The organism is Paenibacillus nanchangensis (genome assembly GCF_046543445.1).
Taxonomy (GTDB): domain Bacteria; phylum Bacillota; class Bacilli; order Paenibacillales; family Paenibacillaceae; genus Paenibacillus_AQ; species Paenibacillus_AQ nanchangensis.
Genome location: NZ_JBHOFD010000014.1, coordinates 93,797 through 116,094 on the forward strand (window position 1 = coordinate 93,797; position 22,298 = coordinate 116,094).

26 protein-coding genes and 1 tRNA gene are annotated in these 22,298 nt (G+C 51.8%); 18 read left to right on the plus strand and 9 right to left on the minus strand.

Annotation, left to right across the window (positions count from 1 at the left end):
- Positions 1-154: 154 nt before the first annotated feature.
- A complete protein-coding gene (locus ACE6ED_RS13095) occupies positions 155-1,300 on the minus strand; it encodes a response regulator (RefSeq protein ID WP_410827710.1) in 1,146 nt (381 codons plus the stop codon).
- 386 nt (positions 1,301-1,686) lie between these two features.
- Between ACE6ED_RS13095 and ACE6ED_RS13100 the strand changes: the two genes are divergently transcribed.
- The 4 genes from ACE6ED_RS13100 to ACE6ED_RS13115 are packed head-to-tail and all read left to right on the plus strand — an operon-like array spanning position 1,687 to position 4,352.
- On the plus strand, positions 1,687-2,247 hold the full coding sequence (locus ACE6ED_RS13100; protein ID WP_410827613.1) for an RNA polymerase sigma factor: 561 nt from the start codon (positions 1,687-1,689) through the stop codon (positions 2,245-2,247).
- Entirely contained in the window at positions 2,238-2,675 is a 438-nt protein-coding gene (locus tag ACE6ED_RS13105) for a zf-HC2 domain-containing protein (protein WP_410827614.1), read from the plus strand. Before ACE6ED_RS13100 ends, ACE6ED_RS13105 begins: the two co-directional genes overlap by 10 nt.
- Positions 2,676-2,718: 43 nt before the next feature.
- Positions 2,719-3,228, plus strand: a complete 510-nt coding sequence (locus ACE6ED_RS13110; protein WP_410827615.1) for a hypothetical protein — start codon at positions 2,719-2,721, stop codon at positions 3,226-3,228.
- Between the two features lie 26 nt (positions 3,229-3,254).
- Positions 3,255-4,352, plus strand: a complete 1,098-nt coding sequence (locus tag ACE6ED_RS13115; RefSeq protein WP_410827616.1) for a DUF4097 family beta strand repeat-containing protein — start codon at positions 3,255-3,257, stop codon at positions 4,350-4,352.
- Positions 4,353-4,608: 256 nt separating this feature from the next.
- Here ACE6ED_RS13115 and ACE6ED_RS13120 read toward each other — a convergent pair whose 3' ends face one another.
- A complete protein-coding gene (locus tag ACE6ED_RS13120) occupies positions 4,609-5,583 on the minus strand; it encodes an aldo/keto reductase (RefSeq protein WP_410827617.1) in 975 nt (324 codons plus the stop codon).
- Between the two features lie 220 nt (positions 5,584-5,803).
- Between ACE6ED_RS13120 and leuB the strand changes: the two genes are divergently transcribed.
- The 3 genes from leuB to ACE6ED_RS13135 all read left to right on the plus strand — a co-directional run bounded on the left by leuB (position 5,804) and on the right by ACE6ED_RS13135 (position 9,226).
- On the plus strand, positions 5,804-6,886 hold the full coding sequence (gene leuB, locus ACE6ED_RS13125) for a 3-isopropylmalate dehydrogenase (protein WP_410827618.1): 1,083 nt from the start codon (positions 5,804-5,806) through the stop codon (positions 6,884-6,886).
- A 385-nt stretch (positions 6,887-7,271) separates the two neighbouring features.
- On the plus strand, positions 7,272-7,679 hold the full coding sequence (locus ACE6ED_RS13130; RefSeq protein WP_410827619.1) for a hypothetical protein: 408 nt from the start codon (positions 7,272-7,274) through the stop codon (positions 7,677-7,679).
- A 443-nt stretch (positions 7,680-8,122) separates the two neighbouring features.
- Positions 8,123-9,226, plus strand: a complete 1,104-nt coding sequence (locus ACE6ED_RS13135) for an ATP-binding protein (RefSeq protein WP_410827620.1) — start codon at positions 8,123-8,125, stop codon at positions 9,224-9,226.
- A gap of 117 nt (positions 9,227-9,343) precedes the next feature.
- Here ACE6ED_RS13135 and ACE6ED_RS13140 read toward each other — a convergent pair whose 3' ends face one another.
- The 4 genes from ACE6ED_RS13140 to ACE6ED_RS13155 all read right to left on the minus strand — a co-directional run bounded on the left by ACE6ED_RS13140 (position 9,344) and on the right by ACE6ED_RS13155 (position 12,166).
- Positions 9,344-9,493 (minus strand): hypothetical protein, encoded by a 150-nt coding sequence (locus ACE6ED_RS13140; protein ID WP_410827621.1) that lies wholly within the window; start codon positions 9,491-9,493, stop codon positions 9,344-9,346.
- 80 nt (positions 9,494-9,573) lie between these two features.
- Positions 9,574-9,783 (minus strand): FeoB-associated Cys-rich membrane protein, encoded by a 210-nt coding sequence (locus ACE6ED_RS13145; protein ID WP_410827622.1) that lies wholly within the window; start codon positions 9,781-9,783, stop codon positions 9,574-9,576.
- 128 nt (positions 9,784-9,911) lie between these two features.
- Positions 9,912-11,927 (minus strand): ferrous iron transport protein B, encoded by a 2,016-nt coding sequence (gene feoB, locus ACE6ED_RS13150; RefSeq protein ID WP_410827623.1) that lies wholly within the window; start codon positions 11,925-11,927, stop codon positions 9,912-9,914.
- Entirely contained in the window at positions 11,924-12,166 is a 243-nt protein-coding gene (locus ACE6ED_RS13155) for a FeoA family protein (RefSeq protein WP_410827624.1), read from the minus strand. Before ACE6ED_RS13155 ends, feoB begins: the two co-directional genes overlap by 4 nt.
- Before the next feature lie 585 nt (positions 12,167-12,751).
- Here ACE6ED_RS13155 and ACE6ED_RS13160 point away from each other — a divergent pair.
- Both ACE6ED_RS13160 and ACE6ED_RS13165 read left to right on the plus strand, forming a co-directional pair.
- Complete coding sequence (locus ACE6ED_RS13160; RefSeq protein WP_410827625.1) at positions 12,752-14,875, plus strand: putative bifunctional diguanylate cyclase/phosphodiesterase; 2,124 nt, start codon at positions 12,752-12,754, stop codon at positions 14,873-14,875.
- 219 nt (positions 14,876-15,094) lie between these two features.
- Positions 15,095-15,168: transfer RNA gene (locus ACE6ED_RS13165), tRNA-Gly, on the plus strand.
- Positions 15,169-15,242: 74 nt separating this feature from the next.
- Here ACE6ED_RS13165 and ACE6ED_RS13170 read toward each other — a convergent pair.
- From ACE6ED_RS13170 to ACE6ED_RS13180, 3 genes are all read right to left on the minus strand, one after another.
- Positions 15,243-16,463, minus strand: a complete 1,221-nt coding sequence (locus ACE6ED_RS13170; RefSeq protein WP_410827626.1) for a tyrosine-type recombinase/integrase — start codon at positions 16,461-16,463, stop codon at positions 15,243-15,245.
- Positions 16,464-16,535: 72 nt separating this feature from the next.
- On the minus strand, positions 16,536-16,946 hold the full coding sequence (locus ACE6ED_RS13175) for an ImmA/IrrE family metallo-endopeptidase (RefSeq protein WP_410827627.1): 411 nt from the start codon (positions 16,944-16,946) through the stop codon (positions 16,536-16,538).
- A 15-nt stretch (positions 16,947-16,961) separates the two neighbouring features.
- The gene (locus tag ACE6ED_RS13180) at positions 16,962-17,363 is read right to left on the minus strand and encodes a helix-turn-helix domain-containing protein (RefSeq protein WP_410827628.1); all 402 of its coding nucleotides are present in this window, start codon (positions 17,361-17,363) and stop codon (positions 16,962-16,964) included.
- 210 nt (positions 17,364-17,573) lie between these two features.
- On the opposite strand from ACE6ED_RS13180, the gene ACE6ED_RS13185 reads away from it, so the two are divergent.
- From ACE6ED_RS13185 to ACE6ED_RS13225, 9 genes are all read left to right on the plus strand, one after another.
- Positions 17,574-17,798 (plus strand): helix-turn-helix domain-containing protein, encoded by a 225-nt coding sequence (locus ACE6ED_RS13185; RefSeq protein WP_410827629.1) that lies wholly within the window; start codon positions 17,574-17,576, stop codon positions 17,796-17,798.
- Positions 17,795-18,091, plus strand: a complete 297-nt coding sequence (locus ACE6ED_RS13190) for a helix-turn-helix domain-containing protein (protein ID WP_410827630.1) — start codon at positions 17,795-17,797, stop codon at positions 18,089-18,091. The genes ACE6ED_RS13185 and ACE6ED_RS13190 overlap by 4 nt, the downstream gene beginning before the upstream one ends.
- A 17-nt stretch (positions 18,092-18,108) precedes the next feature.
- Positions 18,109-18,306, plus strand: coding sequence for a hypothetical protein (locus tag ACE6ED_RS13195; protein WP_410827631.1), 198 nt, complete (start codon positions 18,109-18,111; stop codon positions 18,304-18,306).
- The gene (locus tag ACE6ED_RS13200; protein WP_410827632.1) at positions 18,303-18,998 is read left to right on the plus strand and encodes an ORF6N domain-containing protein; all 696 of its coding nucleotides are present in this window, start codon (positions 18,303-18,305) and stop codon (positions 18,996-18,998) included. The genes ACE6ED_RS13195 and ACE6ED_RS13200 overlap by 4 nt, the downstream gene beginning before the upstream one ends.
- Positions 18,999-19,589: 591 nt before the next feature.
- The gene (locus tag ACE6ED_RS13205; protein ID WP_410827633.1) at positions 19,590-19,943 is read left to right on the plus strand and encodes a hypothetical protein; all 354 of its coding nucleotides are present in this window, start codon (positions 19,590-19,592) and stop codon (positions 19,941-19,943) included.
- Complete coding sequence (locus tag ACE6ED_RS13210; protein ID WP_410827634.1) at positions 19,940-20,917, plus strand: DUF4373 domain-containing protein; 978 nt, start codon at positions 19,940-19,942, stop codon at positions 20,915-20,917. Before ACE6ED_RS13205 ends, ACE6ED_RS13210 begins: the two co-directional genes overlap by 4 nt.
- Positions 20,892-21,701: an ATP-binding protein gene (locus ACE6ED_RS13215; protein ID WP_410827711.1), complete on the plus strand. Its 810-nt coding sequence runs from the start codon at positions 20,892-20,894 to the stop codon at positions 21,699-21,701. The genes ACE6ED_RS13210 and ACE6ED_RS13215 overlap by 26 nt, the downstream gene beginning before the upstream one ends.
- Positions 21,701-21,982, plus strand: a complete 282-nt coding sequence (locus tag ACE6ED_RS13220; RefSeq protein ID WP_410827635.1) for a hypothetical protein — start codon at positions 21,701-21,703, stop codon at positions 21,980-21,982. Before ACE6ED_RS13215 ends, ACE6ED_RS13220 begins: the two co-directional genes overlap by 1 nt.
- A complete protein-coding gene (locus ACE6ED_RS13225) occupies positions 21,945-22,283 on the plus strand; it encodes a hypothetical protein (protein WP_410827636.1) in 339 nt (112 codons plus the stop codon). Before ACE6ED_RS13220 ends, ACE6ED_RS13225 begins: the two co-directional genes overlap by 38 nt.
- The last annotated feature ends 15 nt before the right edge of the window (positions 22,284-22,298 follow it).

Consider the following 22,298-nt stretch of genomic DNA (forward strand, 5'->3'; position numbering starts at 1 on the left):
CAAACGATCGGGCGGGTTTCCGCCTGACCACCCCATCCGATTTTCCCGTCAACTAAATGGACCATATAAAAAACAGCAGCACCTCCAGCCTGACGGCCCGGGGGTGCTGCTGTTTTACTCTGTTGATTGCTGGATTGGGCGGGGAAAATCTGTATTACGGCATACGAAGAGCGGAACGTTTCCATTCTGCGTACCATTTTTCCACAGCTTCGGGCGGTTCCACATGGAGTTCACGGGCCAGCATCGATTTTAACGTATGGTACTGCTCCTCTACAGCGGTACGCTCACCGATCTGCTGATAAATCTTCATCAAGCCAAGATGGCCCTGCTCATAGTATGGCTGCAGCTGGACTATCCGCTGGTATACGGTGACCGCTTGAGGCACACTGCCGCGCCTGGTATAATGTTCCGCCAGTTGAATGGCGTGATGCAGCCAGATGGTGCGCAGCCTTTGACGTTCGCTCTCCGCCCAGAGATAGTCATAATCGTCCAGATAATCGCCCGTGTACATCTCAAACAGCCGCTGATGCTCAGCCTCGTTGGCCGCAGCAATCGGGCCTGCCTGCTGGAGACCTTCCTCCCACAAGACCGTGTCAACGGAAAATCCGCTTGATTCGAGTGTATAGCCTTCGCCGCCGCTAACATTGCTGATCTGCAGCTGAATATCGGCATGCTTTAGCGACTGTCTTAGCTGGTAGATCGTTGTATAGAGATGGGTTGATGCCCGTTTAAAGTCAAAATCCGGCCAAAACAACTCAATCAAACTGTCTTTACTGACAAACCGGTCCCGGTTATGCAGCATGTAAGCGAACATTTCCTGGGCTTTGGACGTTCTCCAGCGGAAGGAGCTGAGCAGTTCGCCGCCGCGTTCAAACCCGAGCGACTGAAAAGCGCGGATCATCAGATCGGGAGCCGCCGCACTTGCTTTGGGAAGCAGGGCGATGCGTTCCTCCAGCCGTTTAACCGTCTTCAGCAATCTGTCGCTGCGGACCGGCTTTAGCACATAATCCAGGGCATTCAGTTCAAATGCTTCAAGAGCATGGTTATTGTATGCCGTTACAAATACGATTTCGCTGCGGGGACACTGCTTCTGAAGCCGTTCCGCCGCCTGCATCCCGTTCATTTCGGGCATGTCGATATCAAGGAAAATCACATCGGCATTCCAATTTTCGGCATCCTGTATCGCCTGGACCGGATCGGTAAAAGAGGCGATCACCGTTACCGTATTCAATTCCGTCAGCATGATTTCAAGCTTCTTAACGGCAAGCCGTTCATCATCAATCAATACAGCCCGAATCATAGTTTTCACCACTCACGCCTCAATTTTTGAATAATTATGGCCTTAATGAATTTATATTCGTTTACCTAATGGTTTTCTGGCCTTGTTTGCCTGTTGACCGTCTGACCGTCTGACCGTTTGACCAACTAGGCTTCTGACCAACTAGCGCTCTGACCTACTACCCCTCTGACCAACTAGCCTCCTGGCCTCCTGGCCTCCTGGCCTCCTGGCCTTAGGGCGTTTACAGGCCAAGATGATAAAGATTCGACATTTCCTTCGGATTTTCCTTCAACAATGACAGGGCCTATAGTAGGATTATTAAGGTGCCGAAAGACATGGGGCCGTTTATAAAAAAATATATTTATTTCTGCAGGGGACCGCAGGTCACCGGCGTCTAACGTTATAGAGTGGAGGAGGGGAGCAAACTGGAAGAGACGGAATGGATAAACGCCGTGCTGGCCGGCCGCCGTGAAGCCTTTACGCATTTGGTGACACGGTATCAAGGCATGGTGTATCGCGTATGCGTCAAAATCACGGGGGAATCTGAATCCGCCAAAGATTTGGCGCAGGAAGTTTTTATCAAGGCATATAAAGCGCTCCCCTCCTTCCGGGGGCAATCCGCCTTCTCCACCTGGCTGTACCGGATCGCTTACCGGACTTGTCTGGATTGGAAAAGAAGCAACGATAGAGAATGGAAGCATCGCAGCTCGGCGGCTTACACGGAAAATGACTGGGTAACCTCTACAACGCCTGAAGAGGAAGCGCTCCAGAAAGAAACGGCTGCTGAGCTTGACCGGAGTGTGAACAGCCTGTCCGAGCCTTACCGCTCTGTCGTACAGATGTATTATTTCAAACGACGGTCTTATCAGGAGATTGCGGAACAGACCGGGGTGTCCATTAAAACCGTGGAGTCCCAGCTGTACCGGGCCAGACAAATGATGCGCAGGAAGGGAGAGGAATGGCGGTGAATTGCCACTACATTAAGGAATGGATTCCGCATTATATAGAAGGTTTGCTGCCCGACGATATGGAGAGGCTGGTTGCACTTCATATTCGGACCTGTCCCGAGTGCGCGATGTGGCTGGAGGAAGCCAAAGAAATGGCCCGGATCTGGGCTGAAGGCGGCGCAGCGTCCCCGGAGGAGGAGATTCCGGACCTTACCGGTTCCGTAATGGCCGCGATTGAGGAGTTGGAGCAGGAACGGCAGAAGGAGGAACCGGTTCGTCCGGCTGCCCGCCGCCAGCCCGTTCGCCGCGTGTCTTGGGTGCATTACGGCGTTGCCGCGTGCCTTACCGTTTTGCTTGCCCAGTTTGGCGTGTTTGAGCAACTAGGATACGGCATTACCGAAATGAATGGACATATGTCGAGCTCGGTGGCTTCGTTTTTCCAGCGCTAGGAAATAAAACAATAGATATAAGATTGTAACGGGAGGTTACTTAATGATTATCAAAAAAAGACGCTGGCTGACGTTCATGCTGGCTATTATTCCAGGTGTCGGCCATCTCTATTTGGGCTATAAAAGACAGGGCCTGCAGTTTATGCTGGGCGCGTGCGCATGCATTATTTTTATCCCGGCTGTTCCCATGGTGTTTCCGTTTGCGCTTGCCGCCCTCTGGTTCTACCAGATGTTCGATGCCCTGCAAAAGGCCACGTGGCTGCGCATGACGGCGCTGGAACATGAACGGCAGATGATGCATCCGGACGGATTTGGCGCACCTTGGAACTATGACCCTTATATGATGCCGGGTGTGCCGAGGGATGAAGTTAAACCGGCTTGGGTTGGCGGCGCTTGTGTGCTTGCCGGCGTTCTGGTGCTGGTGACCACGCTGTTCCCGGATCTCTGGGAGTTTCTGATGGAAGAAAACGTCGGCACCGCGCTGCTGGCAATTGGCCTGATTGGCTATGGGCTGCATCTGCTGCGGCGAAACGGCAAACATACGGGATTTTGAAGAAGCTGACGAAGCGGGGTTAAAGGATGAACAGGTGGAAAATAGGAAGTTTGACGGCTGCGCTTGGCTGCGTGGCGCTTGGAGTAATACTGGTGGCGGCGCAGTTTGGTTCAATCGGTTATGGAGCGCTGGCTTACTTATGGCCGATTCTCATTATTTTGTTTGGAGTGGAGATGCTGGCGCGGGTGATTTTCCGCTCCGAAGGCAAAACCCGGATCAGCTTCTGGTCGATCCTGCTGATTGTACTGCTTGCTGCCGGGAGCGGTGTACAGACGCTGTTCAGCGGGGTGTCGATAGGCGGCTGGTCGGTTACAGGCTGGAATACACTGGCTGGCTCGATTAGCGGCAGCGTTGATGTAGGCGCAGATATCAAAAAGGTGGAAATCCATGTGACCGATGCCAAAGTCACAGCGGAAGGGACAGACGGGGGCAAAGTGAATTATGACGGCCGTCTGAGAGCGCCGGGGGCCTCTACCCAAGAGGAAGCAGACCGGATTACCCAGGAGAACTGGAAAGTTACGACGGAGCAGGATACGGTCATTCTGAGTCAAAATGATGTAAAAGAAGGTTGGCTGTCGGACTGGTCGATCGGTTGGAGTGAGGACACCTATCTGAAAGTGACGCTGCCCAAGCAGGTGGAAGTGGAGGTCTACACAAGCAACGGAGCGGTTGAAGTCTTTAATGTGGACCAGTCGGTTGTGGCAGACACCTCAAACGGAAAGCTCAACCTCCGCGATATCGGCGGCAGCGTGACGGCAGAATCCAACAACGGATCGATTCGGCTTGAAAATATCGGCGGAGAAGCGAAGGTTGGCAGCAGTAACGGGTCGCTGACGCTCACAAATATTGGCGGGGCCCTGCAGGCTAAGAGCAGTAACGGTAAAATTATCGCAGATTCCGCTGTAGGCGGGAACTGGAACCTGCGCACCAGCAACGGCAAGGTGGAAATGATGCTGCGGGATAACCCTGACGTTAAGCTCACGGCCGAGACCAGCAATGGTTCCATTAAAGGCAACGTGAACTGGACGCTCGATGGGGAAGATGACGGCACCGCACAGCTTGGCAGCGGCAAGTATACCATTGAGGTGCATACAACGAACGGCAGCGTCACCGCAAATCAATAAACAATTAAGGCCTGATTATCCAAGTAACCTCTAACCCAACATAATGCTATATAACAAAAGGCCGCTTTATTCCGTATGAACGGGATAAAGCGGCCTTTTTGAAGTGCGCTTTGATGTACGCTTTGATGTATCCTTGATTGCTTATGAAGTGCTCATGGGAGCCTTGATATAACGCCCTGTAATGTTCTTAATGATATGTCCTAGTTATGCCGTTGCCGCCCCTATTCCTGCGCGGCTGGGCAATAGTAAGGGGGGGTTACCAGGCGTATGCTTTGGGTGCCGCGCCTCCTGGGCCAGGGAAAATTTCGTCCAGACGGGCCAGAACCGCATCGTCCAGCGTAACCTCAAGGCTGCGCAGCGAGCTCTCAAACTGCTCCAGCGTACGGGGCCCGATGATCGGTGCCGTAACGGCAGGGTTAGCAAGCAGCCAGGCAAGCGCTACATTATCCTGCGGTTCGCCAAGCTCCTGGCACAGTGCGGCAAACGCTTCCAGCTGCTGGCGGTGCTGTTCGACCCGCTCGGTGTTACCGCCGCTCCGGCTGCCTTCAATTTTCTTCAGCGCATTCCGTCCAAGCAGGCCGCCGTCCAGCGGACTCCACGGGATAATGCCAAGGCCCAAATTCTGAGCGGCAGGAAGCACTTCGAGCTCCGGCAGCCGGCAGTTCAGGCTGTATTTATGCTGCTCCGAGACCAGGCCGAAGAACCCCCGGGCTTTGGCTTCGCCTTGGGCGACGGCAATATCCCATCCGGCAAAATTACTGGACCCGACGTACCCGATTTTGCCCTGAGCGGCAGCCAGCTCAAAGGCGGCCCACAGCTCGTCCCACGAGACGCCGCGGTCGATATGGTGCATCTGGTACAGCTCGATGTGGTCGGTCTGCAGCCGCTGCAGCGAAGCGTCCAGATGACGCCGGATTTTGTAGGCGGACAAGCCGCGTTCGTCGTTCGGATCTTTTTCATCCTTCATGGTGCCGTACACCTTGGTTGCCAAAACCACTCTTTCCCGGCGGCCCCCGCCCTGCTTGAACCAGCGGCCGATGATGCTTTCGGTAAGACCGGGCTGATCCCAGCCGTAAACGTTTGCAGTATCAAAAAAATTAACTCCGGCGTCAAGCGCCGCGTCCATAATCCGGAAGGCTTCCTGCTCATCCGTCAGCGGACCAAAATTCATTGTACCCAGACACAGACGGCTGACCTTCATTCCCGATTTGCCCAGCTTTGCGTATTGCACTAGCATCACTCCTCGAATAGTATGGCATGCCGTTACGACAATATTGTAGCGGACAAGGGGGCAAACGGCAAATGCCGGCAGGATCATAGGCGAAACCTATTAAGCCCATAGAATCTATATCTTTGTCGAATCTCAGCTTGATATGTTACAACAGTATAGAGAAGATTTTTGTGCGTACGAAGTCTGCTTAGCAGGCATAAAGCCGAAGGAGTGAGAGACAATGAGTGAAACAAAAAAAATCGCGGTCATTGCCGGGGACGGAATCGGACCTGAAGTAGTAGCCGAAGCAGAAAAGGTAATGTTCGCCGCAGGCGAGCTGTTTGGATATACGTTTGAAACGGAGCATGCGCTTTTTGGCGGCATTGCCATCGATGAAAAAGGAACCCCGCTGCCTGAAGATACACTGGAGATCTGCCGCAGCGCCGACGCTGTGCTGCTTGGGGCCGTAGGCGGTCCCCAGTGGGACAACAACCCCAAAGAGCTGCGGCCGGAAACGGGGCTGCTCGGCATCCGCAAAGCGCTGGGGTTGTTCTCCAACCTGCGTCCTGCGGTTGTATTTGATTGCCTGAAGGAAGCGTCGACCCTGAAGCCGGAAGTGCTGGAGGGAACCGACCTGATGGTGGTGCGCGAGCTTACGGGCGGCATCTATTTCGGCGATAAGCTCCGGCGTCAAACGGAGCAGGGTGAAGAAGCGGTAGATACCTGCGTTTACAATACGGCTGAGGTGGAGCGGATTGTCCGGCAGGCGTTTGAAATTGCCGGCAAACGCCGCAAAAAGCTGGCCTCCGTGGACAAGGCAAACGTGCTGGAAACGTCGCGGCTCTGGCGGGAAGTCGTTAACCGTCTGGCTCCGGAGTATCCGGATGTCGAACTGGAGCATGTGCTGGTCGATAACTGCGCTATGCAGCTGCTTCGCCGTCCTTCGAGTTTCGACGTCATCGTGACGGAAAATATGTTCGGCGATATTTTGAGCGATGAAGCAGCTATGCTGACCGGGTCGATCGGCATGCTGGCCTCCGCGTCGCTCGGTGAAGGCAGCTACGGTCTCTTCGAGCCGGTACACGGTTCGGCGCCGGATATCGCCGGCCAAGGCCTTGCTAATCCGATCGCAACGATCCTGTCGGTGGCATTGATGTTCCGCCTGACGTTCGGATACGAAGCAGCGGCATCTGCAATCGAAGCCGCTGTGGCGGACGTGCTGAATGCCGGCCATCGGACGGCAGACATTGCCGTAGATCGAAGCACGGCCATCAGCACGTCCGAAATGGGCGATCTGATCGTAGCTGCGCTCCGCAAAGCGTAACCGGAAGGCAAACGCCACAGCATACATTCCAAAAGCAACGTTCGGGCCGCAGAAGCCCGGCAATAACAAATTTGCAATTCCAAATAAGGAGGCCAACCCCGATCCGCTGCAGCGCCGGGACGGCCTCCTTTATGTTACTTCCCGAGCTGAGGCATCCGGGGAGGTCGGTGCTTTTTTCCAAAAGTGGAAGGAAAATTTCCGGCGGCGGTTTAAACCGGCTTCAAACAGGTTGATATATGGCATACAACCAGGAATCACCGGGGTCCAGGCCGAATACACTAATGCAAATGAGCTTGTTAAAGTCGGATCCATATGATAAGGTGAGCATCTGCGATGTAAAATACACACATAACGAATCGGTATCTACCAAGGAGGGTGAGCAGCCATGAGCTTTTGCTGTGGAGCGAGCATGATTGGAACGAAGGGAACCCTTAAGCATTACCGTACGCAGGTTCATAACGTTCCGCTGCTGTTTTGCCCGGTATGCCACCGGGTGGAGGTTCATTACAAAGTGGAGAGCGAATATGAAATCCTGGCCGAGTATGCGCATGGGGACGGGGTGACGGACGTCGATTTTCAGGATTATGTGATGGAAGACGAAGCAACCGTATTCGAAAATGTCATCAATGTGGAGACGGAAGATCCGCTGGATATTATCCGAAGCCAGATTGATATGGCACTGGACCTGCTGGCGGTGGCCAAGCAGATAGAGGATACGAAGTGGGAGCGTGAGCTCAAGAAGCGTCTGGCTGTGATGAGCCAGCGGCGGAAACGGCTGCAGCAGCAGACGTGAGCCTGGCTAGGTTTCCCGCAGTTTGGTTCGGGGTATCGATGTCGGCGGCGCTTAAAAGACAGTACAGAACGTAACCATTACAGCTAACACTTGACAGACAACATAGGGTGAGGCCGGAGAACCGGTCTCATCTTTTTTGCGTAAAGCTGAAAAACCATTCCCGCCGCCTATTGTGCAAACGGTTTGCCCGGATTTGGAACATGTGTTCCTTGTAAACCGACTGGAACTAAAGGATTATTTCTATAAATTTTTTCCATTCGACAGATTCTCCGATTGCGCTAGTTTGTCCGGTTCGATATGATTGAAATAGAGCATTTTGCTAGGGCGTATACATCAGGTGCATCCGAATGTTCCGGTATTTTCGTCATATACTTCAATACATAGTAATTTGATGTCGTAAGTCTGCTCGCCGATTTTATTTAGTGAAGGGGGAACTTCGCATCGTGTTACATGACTATCAAGAAACGCTGCTGGCCACGGCAGGATCGTTTCAATCCGCGTATGAAGACGGTATTTATGAAAGTATCTTGGAACAATTCGATTGCGGCGTAATGTTATTCAGCGAGGAGAATGGGCTGCAGTTCGTGAACTCGATGATGTGCTCCATTCTGGAAGCGCCTCGGCATACGCTGACGGGACAAAGTTTGACGGAACTGCTATTCCATCACCGCTTAAGCCGGCATAAGAAGAAAGTTATGTTGAGAATCTGCCGGGACTTTTTGCACAAGAAGAAAATCTATCACGAATTTGCCGACGAATACGGGCGTTACTGGCAGGTGAAGGCGGTTGGGAGAGACGGCCTGGATCGGCACTGCCTATTTATCGTGAAAGAAATTTCCGACTACAAACGGATTGAACAAACCGCGTACCATAACGACAATCTGGCTACCCTTGGCCGGCTATCGGCTTCTATTGCTCATGAAATCCGCAACCCTCTAACAGCGATCCGCGGATTCATTCAATTGCTGCGTCCTCATTTATTGCAGCTGGGCAAGGATGAATATGCCAAAATCATCCTGGCTGAAATTGACCGGGCCAATGACATTATCCACGAGTTTTTGTCTTCCTCCAAACCTTCCACACCCCAAGTCAGCACGACCCGTGTGTCTGTGCTGCTCAAAGAAGTTATTCTGCTGACGGAAAGCGAAGCCCTGATGAAAGGCTGCCAAATCCATTTACATGTTCCCGCTCCCGATATCCAGGTAACCATTGATGTAAAACAAATGAAACAAGTGCTCATTAATATGATCCGAAATGCAATGGAAGCGATTACGGCGAATGGGGACGAGCAGGAGGGGCGGATTGAAATCGGAGCGAAGGCAGAGGGCGCGGAGGTCCGAATTACCATTTCCGACAACGGCAAGGGGATGGACCGGTGCACGCTTGACCGGCTGTTTAATCCATTTTTTACTACCAAGGAGAATGGAACGGGTCTCGGTCTTTCTGTTAGCGACAAAATTATAAAAAATCACGGAGGACGCGTTTCGGTCAGCAGTCAGCCGAATCAAGGCACGCAGTTTGTCATTACACTGCCGCTTCGTCAATAGCTCAGCAGCACATACAGAAACAGCGGGACCCTACAGAATTACTCTGTAGAGTCCCGCTGTTTGTCTTTTAAGGGCTGGCCCCATTAGCAACCGCTCCGTACGCGTCCGCTGCGTGAACTACATGGCCCCGCTGCCGGATCTCTTTTGCTTCACTTGCGAAGTAAAGCTCGAGATTCCATTCATAATCTTATCGCGTGTCCCTTTATTTTTCAGCAAATAAGCAGCACCCAGAGCGACGGTCGTCAGCAGTGTTTTTTTCGTATTCATGATGATTCCCTCCTCGGTAGGTTCATGTAGTAATTGCTTATACAATACATACCCGGTACCGTGGGAATTAAACAACGGATCTAGGCCTGCTTCCCTCCGTCGCCTTTGATCAGGGCGGAAAGGGCATCCGGACTGGCGCTGCAGGAAAAAGGGGAATCTGCCGATGCGCCGGCACAAGTCTTGCTTTTGTCACAGCCTCCGCAGGCACCCTGCTTGCCCTTTTGAACATGGCGGTACAGTACCCATGCGGCATACCCGAAGATCAGTCCGACAATCAAAAAATTTATCATGGCAACCTCCCGATAGGTTAGACCTGATGCGGATTAGGTCCGATGCGGATGATCACCGGAACCAGAACCTCCCGCAGAACGAATAACACTTTATATTTTTCACGAAAAAACTGCAGACGCCATATTTACTACGACCATCCCAGCAGACGGCCGCCTTGATAAATCACCAGCGCAACCAAATAACCTAAAAGCAGGGAGTATCCGATTGAGAAAAACGTCCACTTCCAGGAAGCGGTCTCCTTCTTAATAACGCCTACAGTAGCCAGACAAGGAACGTACAGCAGGATAAAAGCCATGAAGCTGATGGAGCCAAGCGGCGTAAAAACACCGGCAAGCTGTGCTTCCAGCCCGGCCGTATCAGGAGCATGATAAATGATATTCATCGTGGAGACAATGACCTCTTTGGCCAAAAAACCTGGAACAAGCGTCGATCCGGCCTGCCATGTTCCGAAGCCAAGCGGTTCCAGCAGAGGGGCGATCAGACCGCCGAATTTGGCGAGATAACTCGCCTCCATGTCGACATCCAGCCCGCCGGGCCCCGCATAAGTCATCAGCCAGATGAGCACCGAGCCCGCAAGAATAATCGTGCCTGCTTTACGCAAAAAGCCTTTGCCTTTTTCCCAGGTGCTGCGGGACAGCGATTTCAGCTGCGGCAGACGATAGGGCGGAAGCTCAATGATAAACACCGAAGATTCATTGCGGAACAAATATTTTGAAAACAGCTTGCACAGCGCCAGCGCCAGCGCCACGCCTAGCACATACATCGACATTACGGCGGCAGCCTGCTGCTCCGGAAAAAACACGGCGGCGAACAGCAGATATACCGGCAGCCGCGCAGAGCAGGACATCAAGGGCAGCAGCATCGTTGTAATCATCCGGTCTTTGGGCTGTTCAATGCTGCGGGCAGCCATGATCGCGGGAACGTTGCAGCCAAATCCGATAATAAACGGTATGAAGGCTTTGCCGTTCAGTCCCATGCGTTCCATCAGACTATCCATCAGCAGACAAACACGGGCCATATATCCCGAATCTTCAATAAACGAAATAATCAGGAACAAGATGAAAATCTGCGGGATAAACACGATTACTCCGCCCACGCCGGCAATAATGCCGTCGACGATCAGCGCATGAGTGAAAGAAGAAGCCCCCCAACTGGTCAGCAAGGTTGCTGTCCACTCGCTCAGAGGCCCTGAAATGAACCCGTCCAGCAGGTCGGATAATGGGCCGCCAATCCAGTCGAAGGTCGATTTAAACATCGCGTACATAAACACGATAAAAAGCGGCAGACCGAGCACCCGGTGCGTCAAAATTGCATCCAGCCGTTCGGTCAGGGTATGCGGTTTACGGGCTGTTGTATCCACGGCATCGCGAAGGACCGATAAAATATAATCACGGCGAACGGAGCGGATCCATTGCGGAAGCGTAAGCGCCAGTTTTTTGATTTGGAGCTCCGACTGGCAGGCGCTGAAAATCGGCTGGATGCGCGACATATCCATTCGCCCGTTAAGATATTCCGTTACGACGGGGTTTTGTTCAAGCAGCTGCAGCGCCAGCCACCGCCGGTTAGGCAGGCCTTCTGTATGCTGAAGCTCAGCTTCAATGGCGGTTATGCTGCGTTCGACAATTTCACCGTAGTCCAGCCGGAATGAGGCGGAGGGAATGCGTGAGGCATCCTGCAGTACGCTGAGAACCTGGGAAGTGCCTTTGCCGCTGCGGGCGACCATGGGGATGACGGGCAGGCCAAGGCGTTGTTCCAGAATGTCCGGACTGACACGGATTCCCCGGCTTTCCGCAACATCTGTCATATTTAAGCCGAGTATGGCCGGGCGTCCGTATTCAAGCAGCTGCACGGTCAGCAGCAGGTTGCGTTCCAGCTGGGAAGCATCCACGATGTTAATCATCGCTTCCGGCGCTTCCTCAACGAGGTAGCGGGCTGCCACGCCTTCGTCTTTGGAGAGCGGATGGAGCGAATAAATTCCCGGCAGATCGATCAGCAGGCGTCCGCCGCCTTTGCGGAGCGTACCGACTTTTTTTTCGACCGTGACGCCGGACCAATTGCCGACATATTCATACGAAGAAGTCAGCGTATTGAACAGCGAGGTTTTGCCTGTATTGGGGTTGCCGAACAGGGCAATGGAATTCATTGGAGTTTCACCTCAATACGCGCCGCCTCTTTCCGGCGGATGGCGAACAGTTGGCCGTTGCATTCCAAGGTAATGGGGCCGAGAAGAGGACCTTTCTGCTTAAGTCCGACGGTTACGCCCTCGTCAACGCCTAAATCCGCCAGCCGGCGGCGCAGGATCGGAGACATCCCTTGAATGGAAAGAATACGGCCGGCCGAGCCGGGCTTTAACTGCAGCAGCGGGCAGGATAAGGCAGCCATTTCTAATCTCCTCCAAAAGAGATTGAGAATCAATCTCATTGATTTTGTCCGTAATATAGCATGGAAGTTCCGACAGTGTATGTGATATAAATCATAGACAAATCGAGAGGGGAGTGAATGAAGGCTCTGCGTTCATAAAGCTGGATAGCTTGAAATTGTGCAAGACAGCGGCACAAGCAACGAGTTAAGGGAATTTTAGTTCAGTAGAATAACGTTTAAACCAAAGCAACATTATTAAGGAAGAAACATATTCCGGATAAGCGGAGTAAAGGATGAAAAAACAGCCCCGGACATAAGGATAAGAGCTATTTACACGAAGTAGGATGCGTATAGGCGAAGATAATAACAGGAGCTCTTCGGTTACGTTATGACGATACCTGACAAATGTCGAATCGGCGCTGTAACTTTACAGGCCTATCCAGCCGATATTTAAAGTTAGGACCTTTTTCTGGGAGACAGGCGAGTGCGTTCGACCATAAAGGGGACTTAAGGATGAAGCAGGTATTACGTTTGCATGCGCCCTGGGAACAGAGGCGGATAAGCGCCCGGGCTTCAAACTATGTATAGACGCGAGGGACGAACCCTATGGAACAAGAAGGAAAAAAAACATTTCAGGCTGCGACCTGGGGAGCGCTGGTCTTTTTGTTTATCCAGCTGGCGCACGCTCCGCTCAACCGTTGGTACGGGGAATGGCTGTCGCCCGTCTATTTGTTTTGCGGCATTGTGATTGTAGCGATGGGTTTTGCGATTTTTGCTCAAGGCATGCTGTTGTTCTCCGACCGGCTCTCCCGGCAAAGGCTGTATATCTCCGCGCTTTTTCTCGGCATCTGCATTTTTGACTTTGTGCATATCATTGGATATCTTGGCCTTCCGGTTGGAAATCCGCTGATTACCCGGGATGAATCGTTATGGATTCTCGGCCTGTCGCGGCTGGTTGGTTCAATCGGGATTTTACTGATCTTTAGAAAACGGGACGAGCCGGTACCTGTGGAGTTTAAAAATACCACGTTTACCGTGTTTGGCATCGTGACCGTACTGCTTGTCGTGGCTTTTGCCATTAACCGCCCGATGCTGCCGCGTTTGACGGATGCCGGTATCCTGAGCATTCTCTCCAAATCCGTATCGGTTCTTACGCTGCTCATCTACTTGGTTGGGATTTATGTTGTGGCCCGGCCTGATGCGAAAAACGGTTCATGCTCCAGATTAATTATTGTCCGTTCGCTGGTATGCTTTGCGCTTGGAGAAGCCTGCTACATCGGCGCCAGCAGCCTGAACGAGATGGACTATTTGCTGGGCACGGTTTTTGGATGCGTGGCCTACGCGCTGCTTCTCGCGGGCGTATTCCGGCTGACGGTAGAGGAGCCTTTTCACAAAGAGGTAATGTCCGAGTCGCGAATGAACGACCTTGCTTATTATGACGACCTGACGGGTCTGCCCAACCGGCGGCGTTTGACGCAGCGGGTGGAGGAAAGCATCAAGGAAAGCGACAAGGACCGAAGCAAAGGGTTTTCCGCGCTGGTGATCATGAATATTAACCATTTCAAGAACATCAACGACTCGCTTGGACATCTTGCCGGAGACCGGCTGATCCAGAAGGTGGCGGAGCGCATCAGTGCAGGCCGGAGACGCAACGAAGAACTGTTCAGTATGGGAGCGGACGAATTTGCTTATTTAATGACAGAGCGCTCCAGTCTGGAGGGCTGTCTTCTCCGGGGAAAAGAACTGCTCCGCCTGTTCGAGGAGCCGATTGAGCTAGACTCGGGGGAATATCACATTTCGTTCAGCCTCGGGCTCAGCATTTATCCTGGTGATGGAGAATCGGCGGAAGAGCTGATCCAAAGCGCAGATATGGCGGTCCATAACGCAAAAGAGCAGGGCGTGGAGATTCGGCGCTTCAAGCCGTCGATGCAGATGAAAGCCAAAGAGCGGCTTAAAATCGAAAACGATTTGCGCAAAGCGCTGGAACGCGGAGAGTTCTATCTGGAATATCAGCCTCAGGTCCAACTGGAGACGAGCGAGGTGATCGGGATGGAGGCGCTGCTGCGGTGGAATCATCCAAAGCAGGGACTGATTTCGCCTGCGGTGTTCATCCCGGTGGCCGAAGAAAGCGGCCTGATCGTTCCGATCGGCGAGTGGGTGCTCCGGACGGCTTGCGAGCAGAACAAGGCTTGGCAGGAGGCCGGTTACCGGCCGTTGTGCATATCGGTCAATCTGTCGCTCCGGCAATTTTTGCAGCCGAACCTGGCGGGGAAAATCGGTGCAATCCTGGACAATATCGGCCTGGATCCGAAATACGTGGACCTGGAAATCACGGAGAGTATGACGCTGGACAAGGAAGTTGCTTTTGACCAACTCCAGCGGTTGAAACAGCTGGGCGTGTGCATTAGTATCGATGATTTTGGCACAGGCTACAGTTCCCTGCATTATCTAAAAGACATGCCGATCGACCGCCTGAAGATCGACCGTTCCTTTATTCAGGAGGTGCTGGAAGACAGCAACAATGCTGCGATTGTCTCCACCATTACTTCCATGGCCCACCATCTGAAGCTGAAGGTTACGGCTGAAGGGGTGGAGAGTCTAGAGCAGTTGAACTTTTTGCGGCAGCAGCGGTGCCATGAAGGTCAAGGCTATCTGTTCAGTAAACCGATCAAGGCTAATGAATTCGAGCGTGTATTTCTCAAAAATCCGCTGCTGTGGTTATCGTCTTAGGCTTGTGTCCGGCGGCAGCACGCGGGTGGGTCAGAGCAAGCTGGTGCGCAGGTAAGCAGGCGCAGACGGCTGGCAGGATAGGCAGCACGCGAGCATGCTGCTGGGCAGGGTGCAAGGGAAGGCAGGTCAAGTAGCAGGCGGTAAGGCAGCTGGCAGCCCTCCTGTGGGGCCCGGGGATTGCGCGCAGCTTCCATGTATGCTATAGTAATTATTGTCATTGCGGGTGTAGTTCAATGGTAGAACTTCAGCCTTCCAAGCTGATAGCGTGGGTTCGATTCCCATCACCCGCTCCAATTACAAAGTCAACGCAAACCCTTGGGCCGCAAGGGTTTTTTCTTTGCCCTTTTTTGGGGAGGGGGAGTCTAGTTCAGCGCGTTGGGGCAGATTTTGGGGCAAAATTCGAGCTTTTGGGATTGAGGGCTTCAAGCTTGTCCACTACCTCCCGGTTGATAATATCGGATTCGTGCGTATATTCGGCCGACATATCAATTTTGGAATGCCGTAAACGTTCTTGAATTGTTTTAATATCTGCGCCCGATTCACGCAGCAGCATGCCCGCCGTGTGCCGAAGACCGTGAAGCTTCACATGCGGTAAATCGTGTTTCTTTAAAAAACGGCTCCACGTTAGGGTAGGAGTGTTCGGATAATACGGCTGCCCATTTCCCCGATGAAAAAGATACTGCTTATCTCCGCCTTCCCACTTTTTACATTGGAGCTTTTCTTTGCGCCATTCCTTTTCATACTTCCGTAGTTCCTCCATGTACCAGCCGGGCATACCCACCCAGCCTTCGCTCGATTCGGTTTTGACCTCCCCTTCGACAATAGCCCCTTTTTCGTTGAGAGTGATCTGCTTCTCGATCCAGATGGCCTGGCGCTCCTGTGAGATATCCGGCCATTCTACCGCCATCAGCTCTCCTCGGCGGAAGCCGCCAAGCATACAGCCCGTAAAGTATAGACGCCAGCGGGTAGGCAGATCATAGAGAGCAGTTAACAGCTTTTCGACTTCGGCCCAAGAAAAGTGCTTTTTTCGGCTGCGGATCTGCTTGCGTTCCTTTTTACTTTGGCTGGGCCGCTTTACACCTTCCATAGGATTCTGCTTAATAACCCCCCACTTAGCAGCTGCGCTGAAAATGGAGTCTGCTGCCTTGTAAATGTTCAGCTTGCTGTTTGTAGCCAGCTCCTCGCCCGTTTTGGAATGCTTGAGTTCGGAAAAGAAGTTAACAAGGTGAAGCGTGGTGATTTTGTCCATACGGACGTCACCAAATGCCCTCATCAGTCTTCCTTGGACAATCGGCATCGTCTTATAGAGCGTGTATTCCCCCAGCTCCTGCTTTGCGTAGCCTTTAACCCATAGAGGGACGAAAGCTCGAAAAGTGGTTTTATTCGGGGCCACCACGTCCCCAGCAATTACCGAGTCTTCAAACTTCTGCGCTTCCACTGCAAGCCACACCAGTTTTTTCTTTTCGTTCTTGGCGATCTCTGACGGTACCTCGACCTTTGTGGATACTTTGGGGTTCCCGAGTTTGTTAGGGTCCCGGGTGCGCAAGCGATAATTATTCCCGCTTATGTGCTCCCACCAATTGGACATTTTTCTCACTCTCCAAACGTATGTTCTGTTTTTGGGCATATATAAACGGCCTTGCAGCCGGAAAGCGCAATGTTAGAGGAAGAGTTTATGTAACTCCGGCGGTATCGAACATCGGAGCAGGAACTGCTCCTGAGTTTCTCCGATTTCTGGTTCGGCATTTGCAGTCAATAATTTAACAGCGAAGTAATTGGCCTGCCGTTCATATTTCCCTGCGTTGAAAAATGAATGATCGTCGAGAAAAAACTGACTGATCCCTGGATGTAGACGATCATGGGCTAATTCGTGTGCACATACAAATTTTCTCCAAGGCTCACTCAGTCCCGAATGGATCGCAATAAATCGCCTGCGGATTTTGCGATAGTACATTCCCCGGGTATTTCTCCCCAGGTCACAAAACCAGACTTCAATATTTAATCTCTCCGCAAGCTCAAACGGGCAAGAAGTATTAAATCTTCGGGTGAGCGCTCGCACTTTTTCATCCATGAGAACTCCCGCCTTTTATTTCTTTTTCCGCCCGTATGTTTTTTTGTTTTTCTCCTTCGCGTCCCAAAACATAGCTTCCATTACGCGCTTGATTTTTTCCCTGTCTTCGTCGTCGATCGGAACGCCGTCAAACATAACGGGGGCATCTTCTTCAAGCATCTTTTTGAAGTCACGTTTGTCTTTTGCAGTGGCCCAGTCAGGTGCATCAGGCCCACGATCATTTTCCTCTGTCCGACCTAAGAGGTAATCAACCGTTACTCCGAAAATATCAGCAATGTTGGAAGCCATTTCTGAACCTAACCTCTTTTTTTCCAATTCAAGCTCATACAGATACGTAGGAGTTATATTTAACTGTTCTGCCAACTTCGGTCCGCTTATTCCCTTCTCTTTCCGAATGTCCCTGATTCTATTTGGCATTTTTCATCCTCTTTCAACTATTTGCTCTAATATTATCAGCCAATAGCTTAAAACACAAATAGCTAATAGCTCTAAAAAAGAGCAAAATGGAGAATAATACAGCAAATAGCTATTTAAGTGCTTAATACAATCCCTGAAACAGCTATTTGCTATATAATTGGCGTTGTTTAAATATAGCTATTAGCTTAATATTATCGCCAGGAGGTGGTAATGGTGGATTTTTCTAAAAGCATAAACAAAGCGCTAAATCAGAATGGGTTAACTCCATCAGACCTTGCAAGAATGACAGGATACTCCCCGCAATATGTAATTGACGTTCTAAAGGGTAACCGTCGATGGAATGAGACAACTCTTAATAAGGCCTGCAACGCTCTTGGTCTAGAAATTAAGGTTGTTCCAACGAAAGGAAGCAGGACTGGAGTTGATTTGAAATGACCACTGCTGATCTAATCGAAGCTTTGCGCAAAGATATTCGCCAAGGGTTGCGGGAAGAGCTGTTGTCCGAACTTCAACCTGAAATTGATAGACGGCTGTACGGAAACATCTTTGATGTAAAAGAGCTTTGCAATTACTTGAAAGTATCTGACCGTACTATACGCCGGATGGTGAAAGAGGACAGGCTTCCGCATTTTTGGCAGCGGGGACAAATTTACTTCCGCCAGACTTCTGTTGATCGGTGGATTTCTCAGCGTGAACAGAATGTCGGTATTGAAGTGTCAGAGATTTGAGAAAGGGGGATCAGGACTTGAAAAAGGCGGCGTCAAAAGAAACTGGGATTCTATCAACTCTACAAAGCTGTCATGATGCCGGGGCAGAACTATCGCTGATTAAAGGCATCATTGCAATGTATCGACGGTTTTACGCCGACCAGGTTAAGTTACAACGTTTCATTGATGATATGGAAGTCAGATTTATTTCATCACTGGAGGGATCGCAAGAATGAGCCAATCAATTCAAATTCATGTACGGCAACAGGTGAAAGAGTTGACCGTCCGAGAAATCGAAGGTAATCGGGTCGTAACTTTCAAGGATATCGACGAACTTCATTGCCGACCAGAAGGCACGGCAAGTCGGAATTTCCGGGAGAACCGGGACCGCTTCATCCCTGGCGTAGATTATTACGACATCACGCCGGACAAGTTTCAATCCGACGAAATTCGTCGCTTTGGAATTTCAAGTCCCAGGGGCGGAATCGCTGTTACTGAATCCGGATATCTCATGCTCGTAAAGTCCTTTAATGACGATCTTGCTTGGAAGGTACAACGGCAGTTGGTTAACAGCTATTTCCGTGGACAGGCAGTCCACCGAGATTCGATCCAGTCACTTTTGGCAGCAACCCATAACCTGCTGGCAAGTCAAGGACTCCTTGTTGAGCGAATGGATGAAGTGGAAACGAAACTCAATTCCCAGATTACTTTAGACAGCGGCCAGCAACGCCGGGTACAACGAGCGATTAACGAGAGGGTTTGCAGTATTGAGCAGATCAAGGAAGCGCGGGGAGAATGGTTCCGTCAGCTGCACCGTGAGATTAAAAACCGTTGGAACGTCAGCAGTTACAAGGATGTGCTGCGGCATGACCTCCAGGAAGTTCTAAACTACATTGCGGCCTGGGTGCCAATCAGGCGAGAAGGGTAGGAGGGGAATGATGAACAGGAAATTGAGGGTCCGTGTATGCGGGAATTTGCAGCAGCTGATAGAGACAGCACCGACTGAAACGCTCCGGGAGCACTACCGGCGCCAGTACGTCCGCACCGCTGCGAGGATCGACCAATGCTCTTGATTGCTGCGGTCAAAGATGAAACCGCCAGGCTGCCTGATGAAACACTCCATTGGCTGGCTGATCGGTTCCAGGCGGAGGGTGGGGTCAAGGCAAAGGGCATCACCTTTGAAATCTACGTACACATTTGGCTTTCCGACCGAAAGGACGTGTGGACAAGATGGGGATAACATCCACAAACGAAAAACAGCCCACCGGGGTAGGAGCCGGGGAGCTGTCAGAACTTAAACAAAAAATATTACGGCCATCATACCACCAATCGGAGGAGATCGCAATGCAGAACACCAATTCACAGCCGACTGCTGACGAAGAAAATTTGGAGATCGTCGGAAACTGTGCAAACCCGAAGTGCCGGAAAGTAATTATCGCCGGTCAGACTGCGATTAAGCACGGAAAGGCCCTGTGCTGTAATTATGCCTGCCTGAATCACTATATGTTCGGTGGTCGGCATGGGGTTTAAGATCGGCACTTTTGAGTTCCGGCCCTGTCCAAAACCGGATTTCAAGCGCAAAAAACCCACAGCCAAGCAGCGCGGAGCGATCAGCAAGGCGGTTTATTCCGCTGCGCTGGCCCGCTCCGGCGGCCGCTGTGAGCGTGCGGATGCGTTGGGGAGTTGCAGTGCGCGCATCTTATCCGGCGCCGGAAAATCCAAGGCAAAACCACAGTCAATGACGTTGCTATGCTCTGCGGCCCGTCCGTCAATTCAGGAACATGCCATCATTGGGTTGATTATACGAAGGCTGGCCGAGAGTGGGGCGAGCAAAAGCGTTTGGAATTTTACGAAACGAGTGGGTGACATATGAAAGAGGCTTATTACTTTTCCCATGACAGCAACGCTCGGCATGATCCTAAGATACTCGGGATGCGGGGCGTGTATGGTTCGGAGGGTTACGGCTGGTATTGGATCCTCGTCGAAATGATGCGGGATGCTGACAGCTACAAACTGGATATGCAGGCTAAGTACTCTTTCAATGCATATGCAAAACAAATGGATACCGATTGCACTACAGCAAAGGGGTTCATTGACGACTGTATTCATGAATTCGGCTTGTTTGAAACGGATGGAGTGAGCTTTTGGAGCGTGTCGCTCCTCCGCCGTATGGACAAGAGGGAGAAGGTTAATGCAGCCAAGAAAAAAGCCGCTGAAGCTAGATGGGGCAAGGGAAAGTCATCGGCGGGCAACTCTCCTGATAATGCGGAAAGTATGCATATGCATAGCGAATGCAGTACTGACGGAATGCAAGGAAAGGAAAGTAAAGGAAAGGAAAGTAAAGAAAATAAAAATATAAAACCATTATGTGATGTTCCGCCTTCGGCCGAACCCACTGCTGGCAATTATGACCCTGATTTTGAACGGTTTTGGAAAGTGTTCCCGGCAACACGGAAAAAGGACAAGTCCAAGTCATACGGAATCTGGAAAAAGAAAATTCAGCCTAGCGAGCGTGAAGCGCTTATCCGCTGCACCGTCCTTTACGCTAATGACTTAAAGACCATTGGACTTCATTCCGAATTTGCAAAAATGCCGGCCACATACCTGAACGCCGGAACCTATAAAGACTACCTGCAAGGAGGGGAAGACATTGGACATCAAGGAGTTGAATCTTCCGGAAGAGGACAAGCATCTTTTGCGGAATACGATGACTACGGTCCGCCGCCGCCCGAGCAGCCCAATTACTACGGAACCTATTACGAGCATGCTGGAGCAAATGGAGCGGTCGGCAGCGGCGGAGTTCGCGAAGAAGCCCCTTCGGATGACGACCTCTTTGTTCGCAGATAGCGAGTACGAAGGAACATACAGCTGCGTCGGCTGCCGGCAGACAATCGGCAGAACCTACATCCCGATCAACAAGAAATGGGGACTGAAGCCAGCCTGCCCCTGCGTGGTAGCGGAGCGGGAGCGGGAAGAGAAGGAGCAAGAACGGAAAATCCGCCGGGCCAAGATGGAGCGGATATATGCTCGGTCGATCATGAATGAAGCGTTGAAACAAGCGACTTTTTACAACTTCACCCAACGGTCCGGGACGGAACGTGTCTGTAAGGCGGCGGGCGATTTTGTCCGGAGATTCGAGGGGCGGAAGACCGGCCTTCTGTTCCACGGCAAGCCCGGCAACGGGAAAAGCCACTTGGCGGCAGCCATTAGCCATGAACTGGATCGACGGGGCTGGGTTTGTCTCTTCCTGGATGTCCCGCAGTTATTCAACCTTGCCAAAGACAGCAACCGGTCAGGGTCAAAAGTGAGCCTTACAGACATTATCAACGGCGCCATAGCGGCCGACCTTCTCACGCTGGACGAGCTGGGCAGCGGCTACCTAACGGAATATGAGTTTAACGACATCTTGTTCCCAATCCTCAACGGCCGCCAGGGTAAGCCGACAAACTTCACAACAAATCTAGACCTTCGCCGGCTGCAGCGTTGGTTTGAAAAAGACAAGGAAGGGCGCCCCCTGGATGAAGATGGTCGCATATATGATCGCATCCTCGGCAGCACGGACATTTACGAGAATCAAGCATCCTCCAAGCGTCGCGAAGACGCCATGCTCCGAATGAACGGAGGCAGGTAATGGCTATCACACCAGAACAACGCAACCGGTACATGCTCCGGGAGCTGGAAGACATATTTGAATCCCTGGAATATCGACTTTACGAGAAGTTGGAGGCCGCTGACCACATTGTCGCTCAGATCAGCAGCGAGGCCAGCACCTGCAACATTCCGGCCGCGTTCAGCCAAGCCTTTATCAGGGAAAAGCTAATCGACATGATCGACCAGATAGCGGAGCGGCGGGAACATGAGAGGGGGAAGATGGTTGCGAGCAAACGCGTGGTTAAACCAGCCGCAGGTTAAAGCGTCCGGTAAGCCTGTATTTGTCCCTAAGCCGGAGCAAATCAATGGGGAGTGGGTCAATGGCGGCAAATGGTCTATGGAGCGTCCAGCAGGTGAATGGCTGGGGCTGGAGCGGGAATGCGAGCGAGTTGGCGCGCCGGTCCGGCCGGACGAAGAGCCTGCCGGTTATATTTACATCGCAAAGGCAAAGAGCCAATTCCGTTACGCCCCGCTTTATGCTCGGATGGCCGAGGAGTTAGACCCGGACAAGCTCACAGACTTGGATCATAACGCCATAGCCGCCCGGCGGCGGTGCCGGTAAGGATAAGGAGTGATC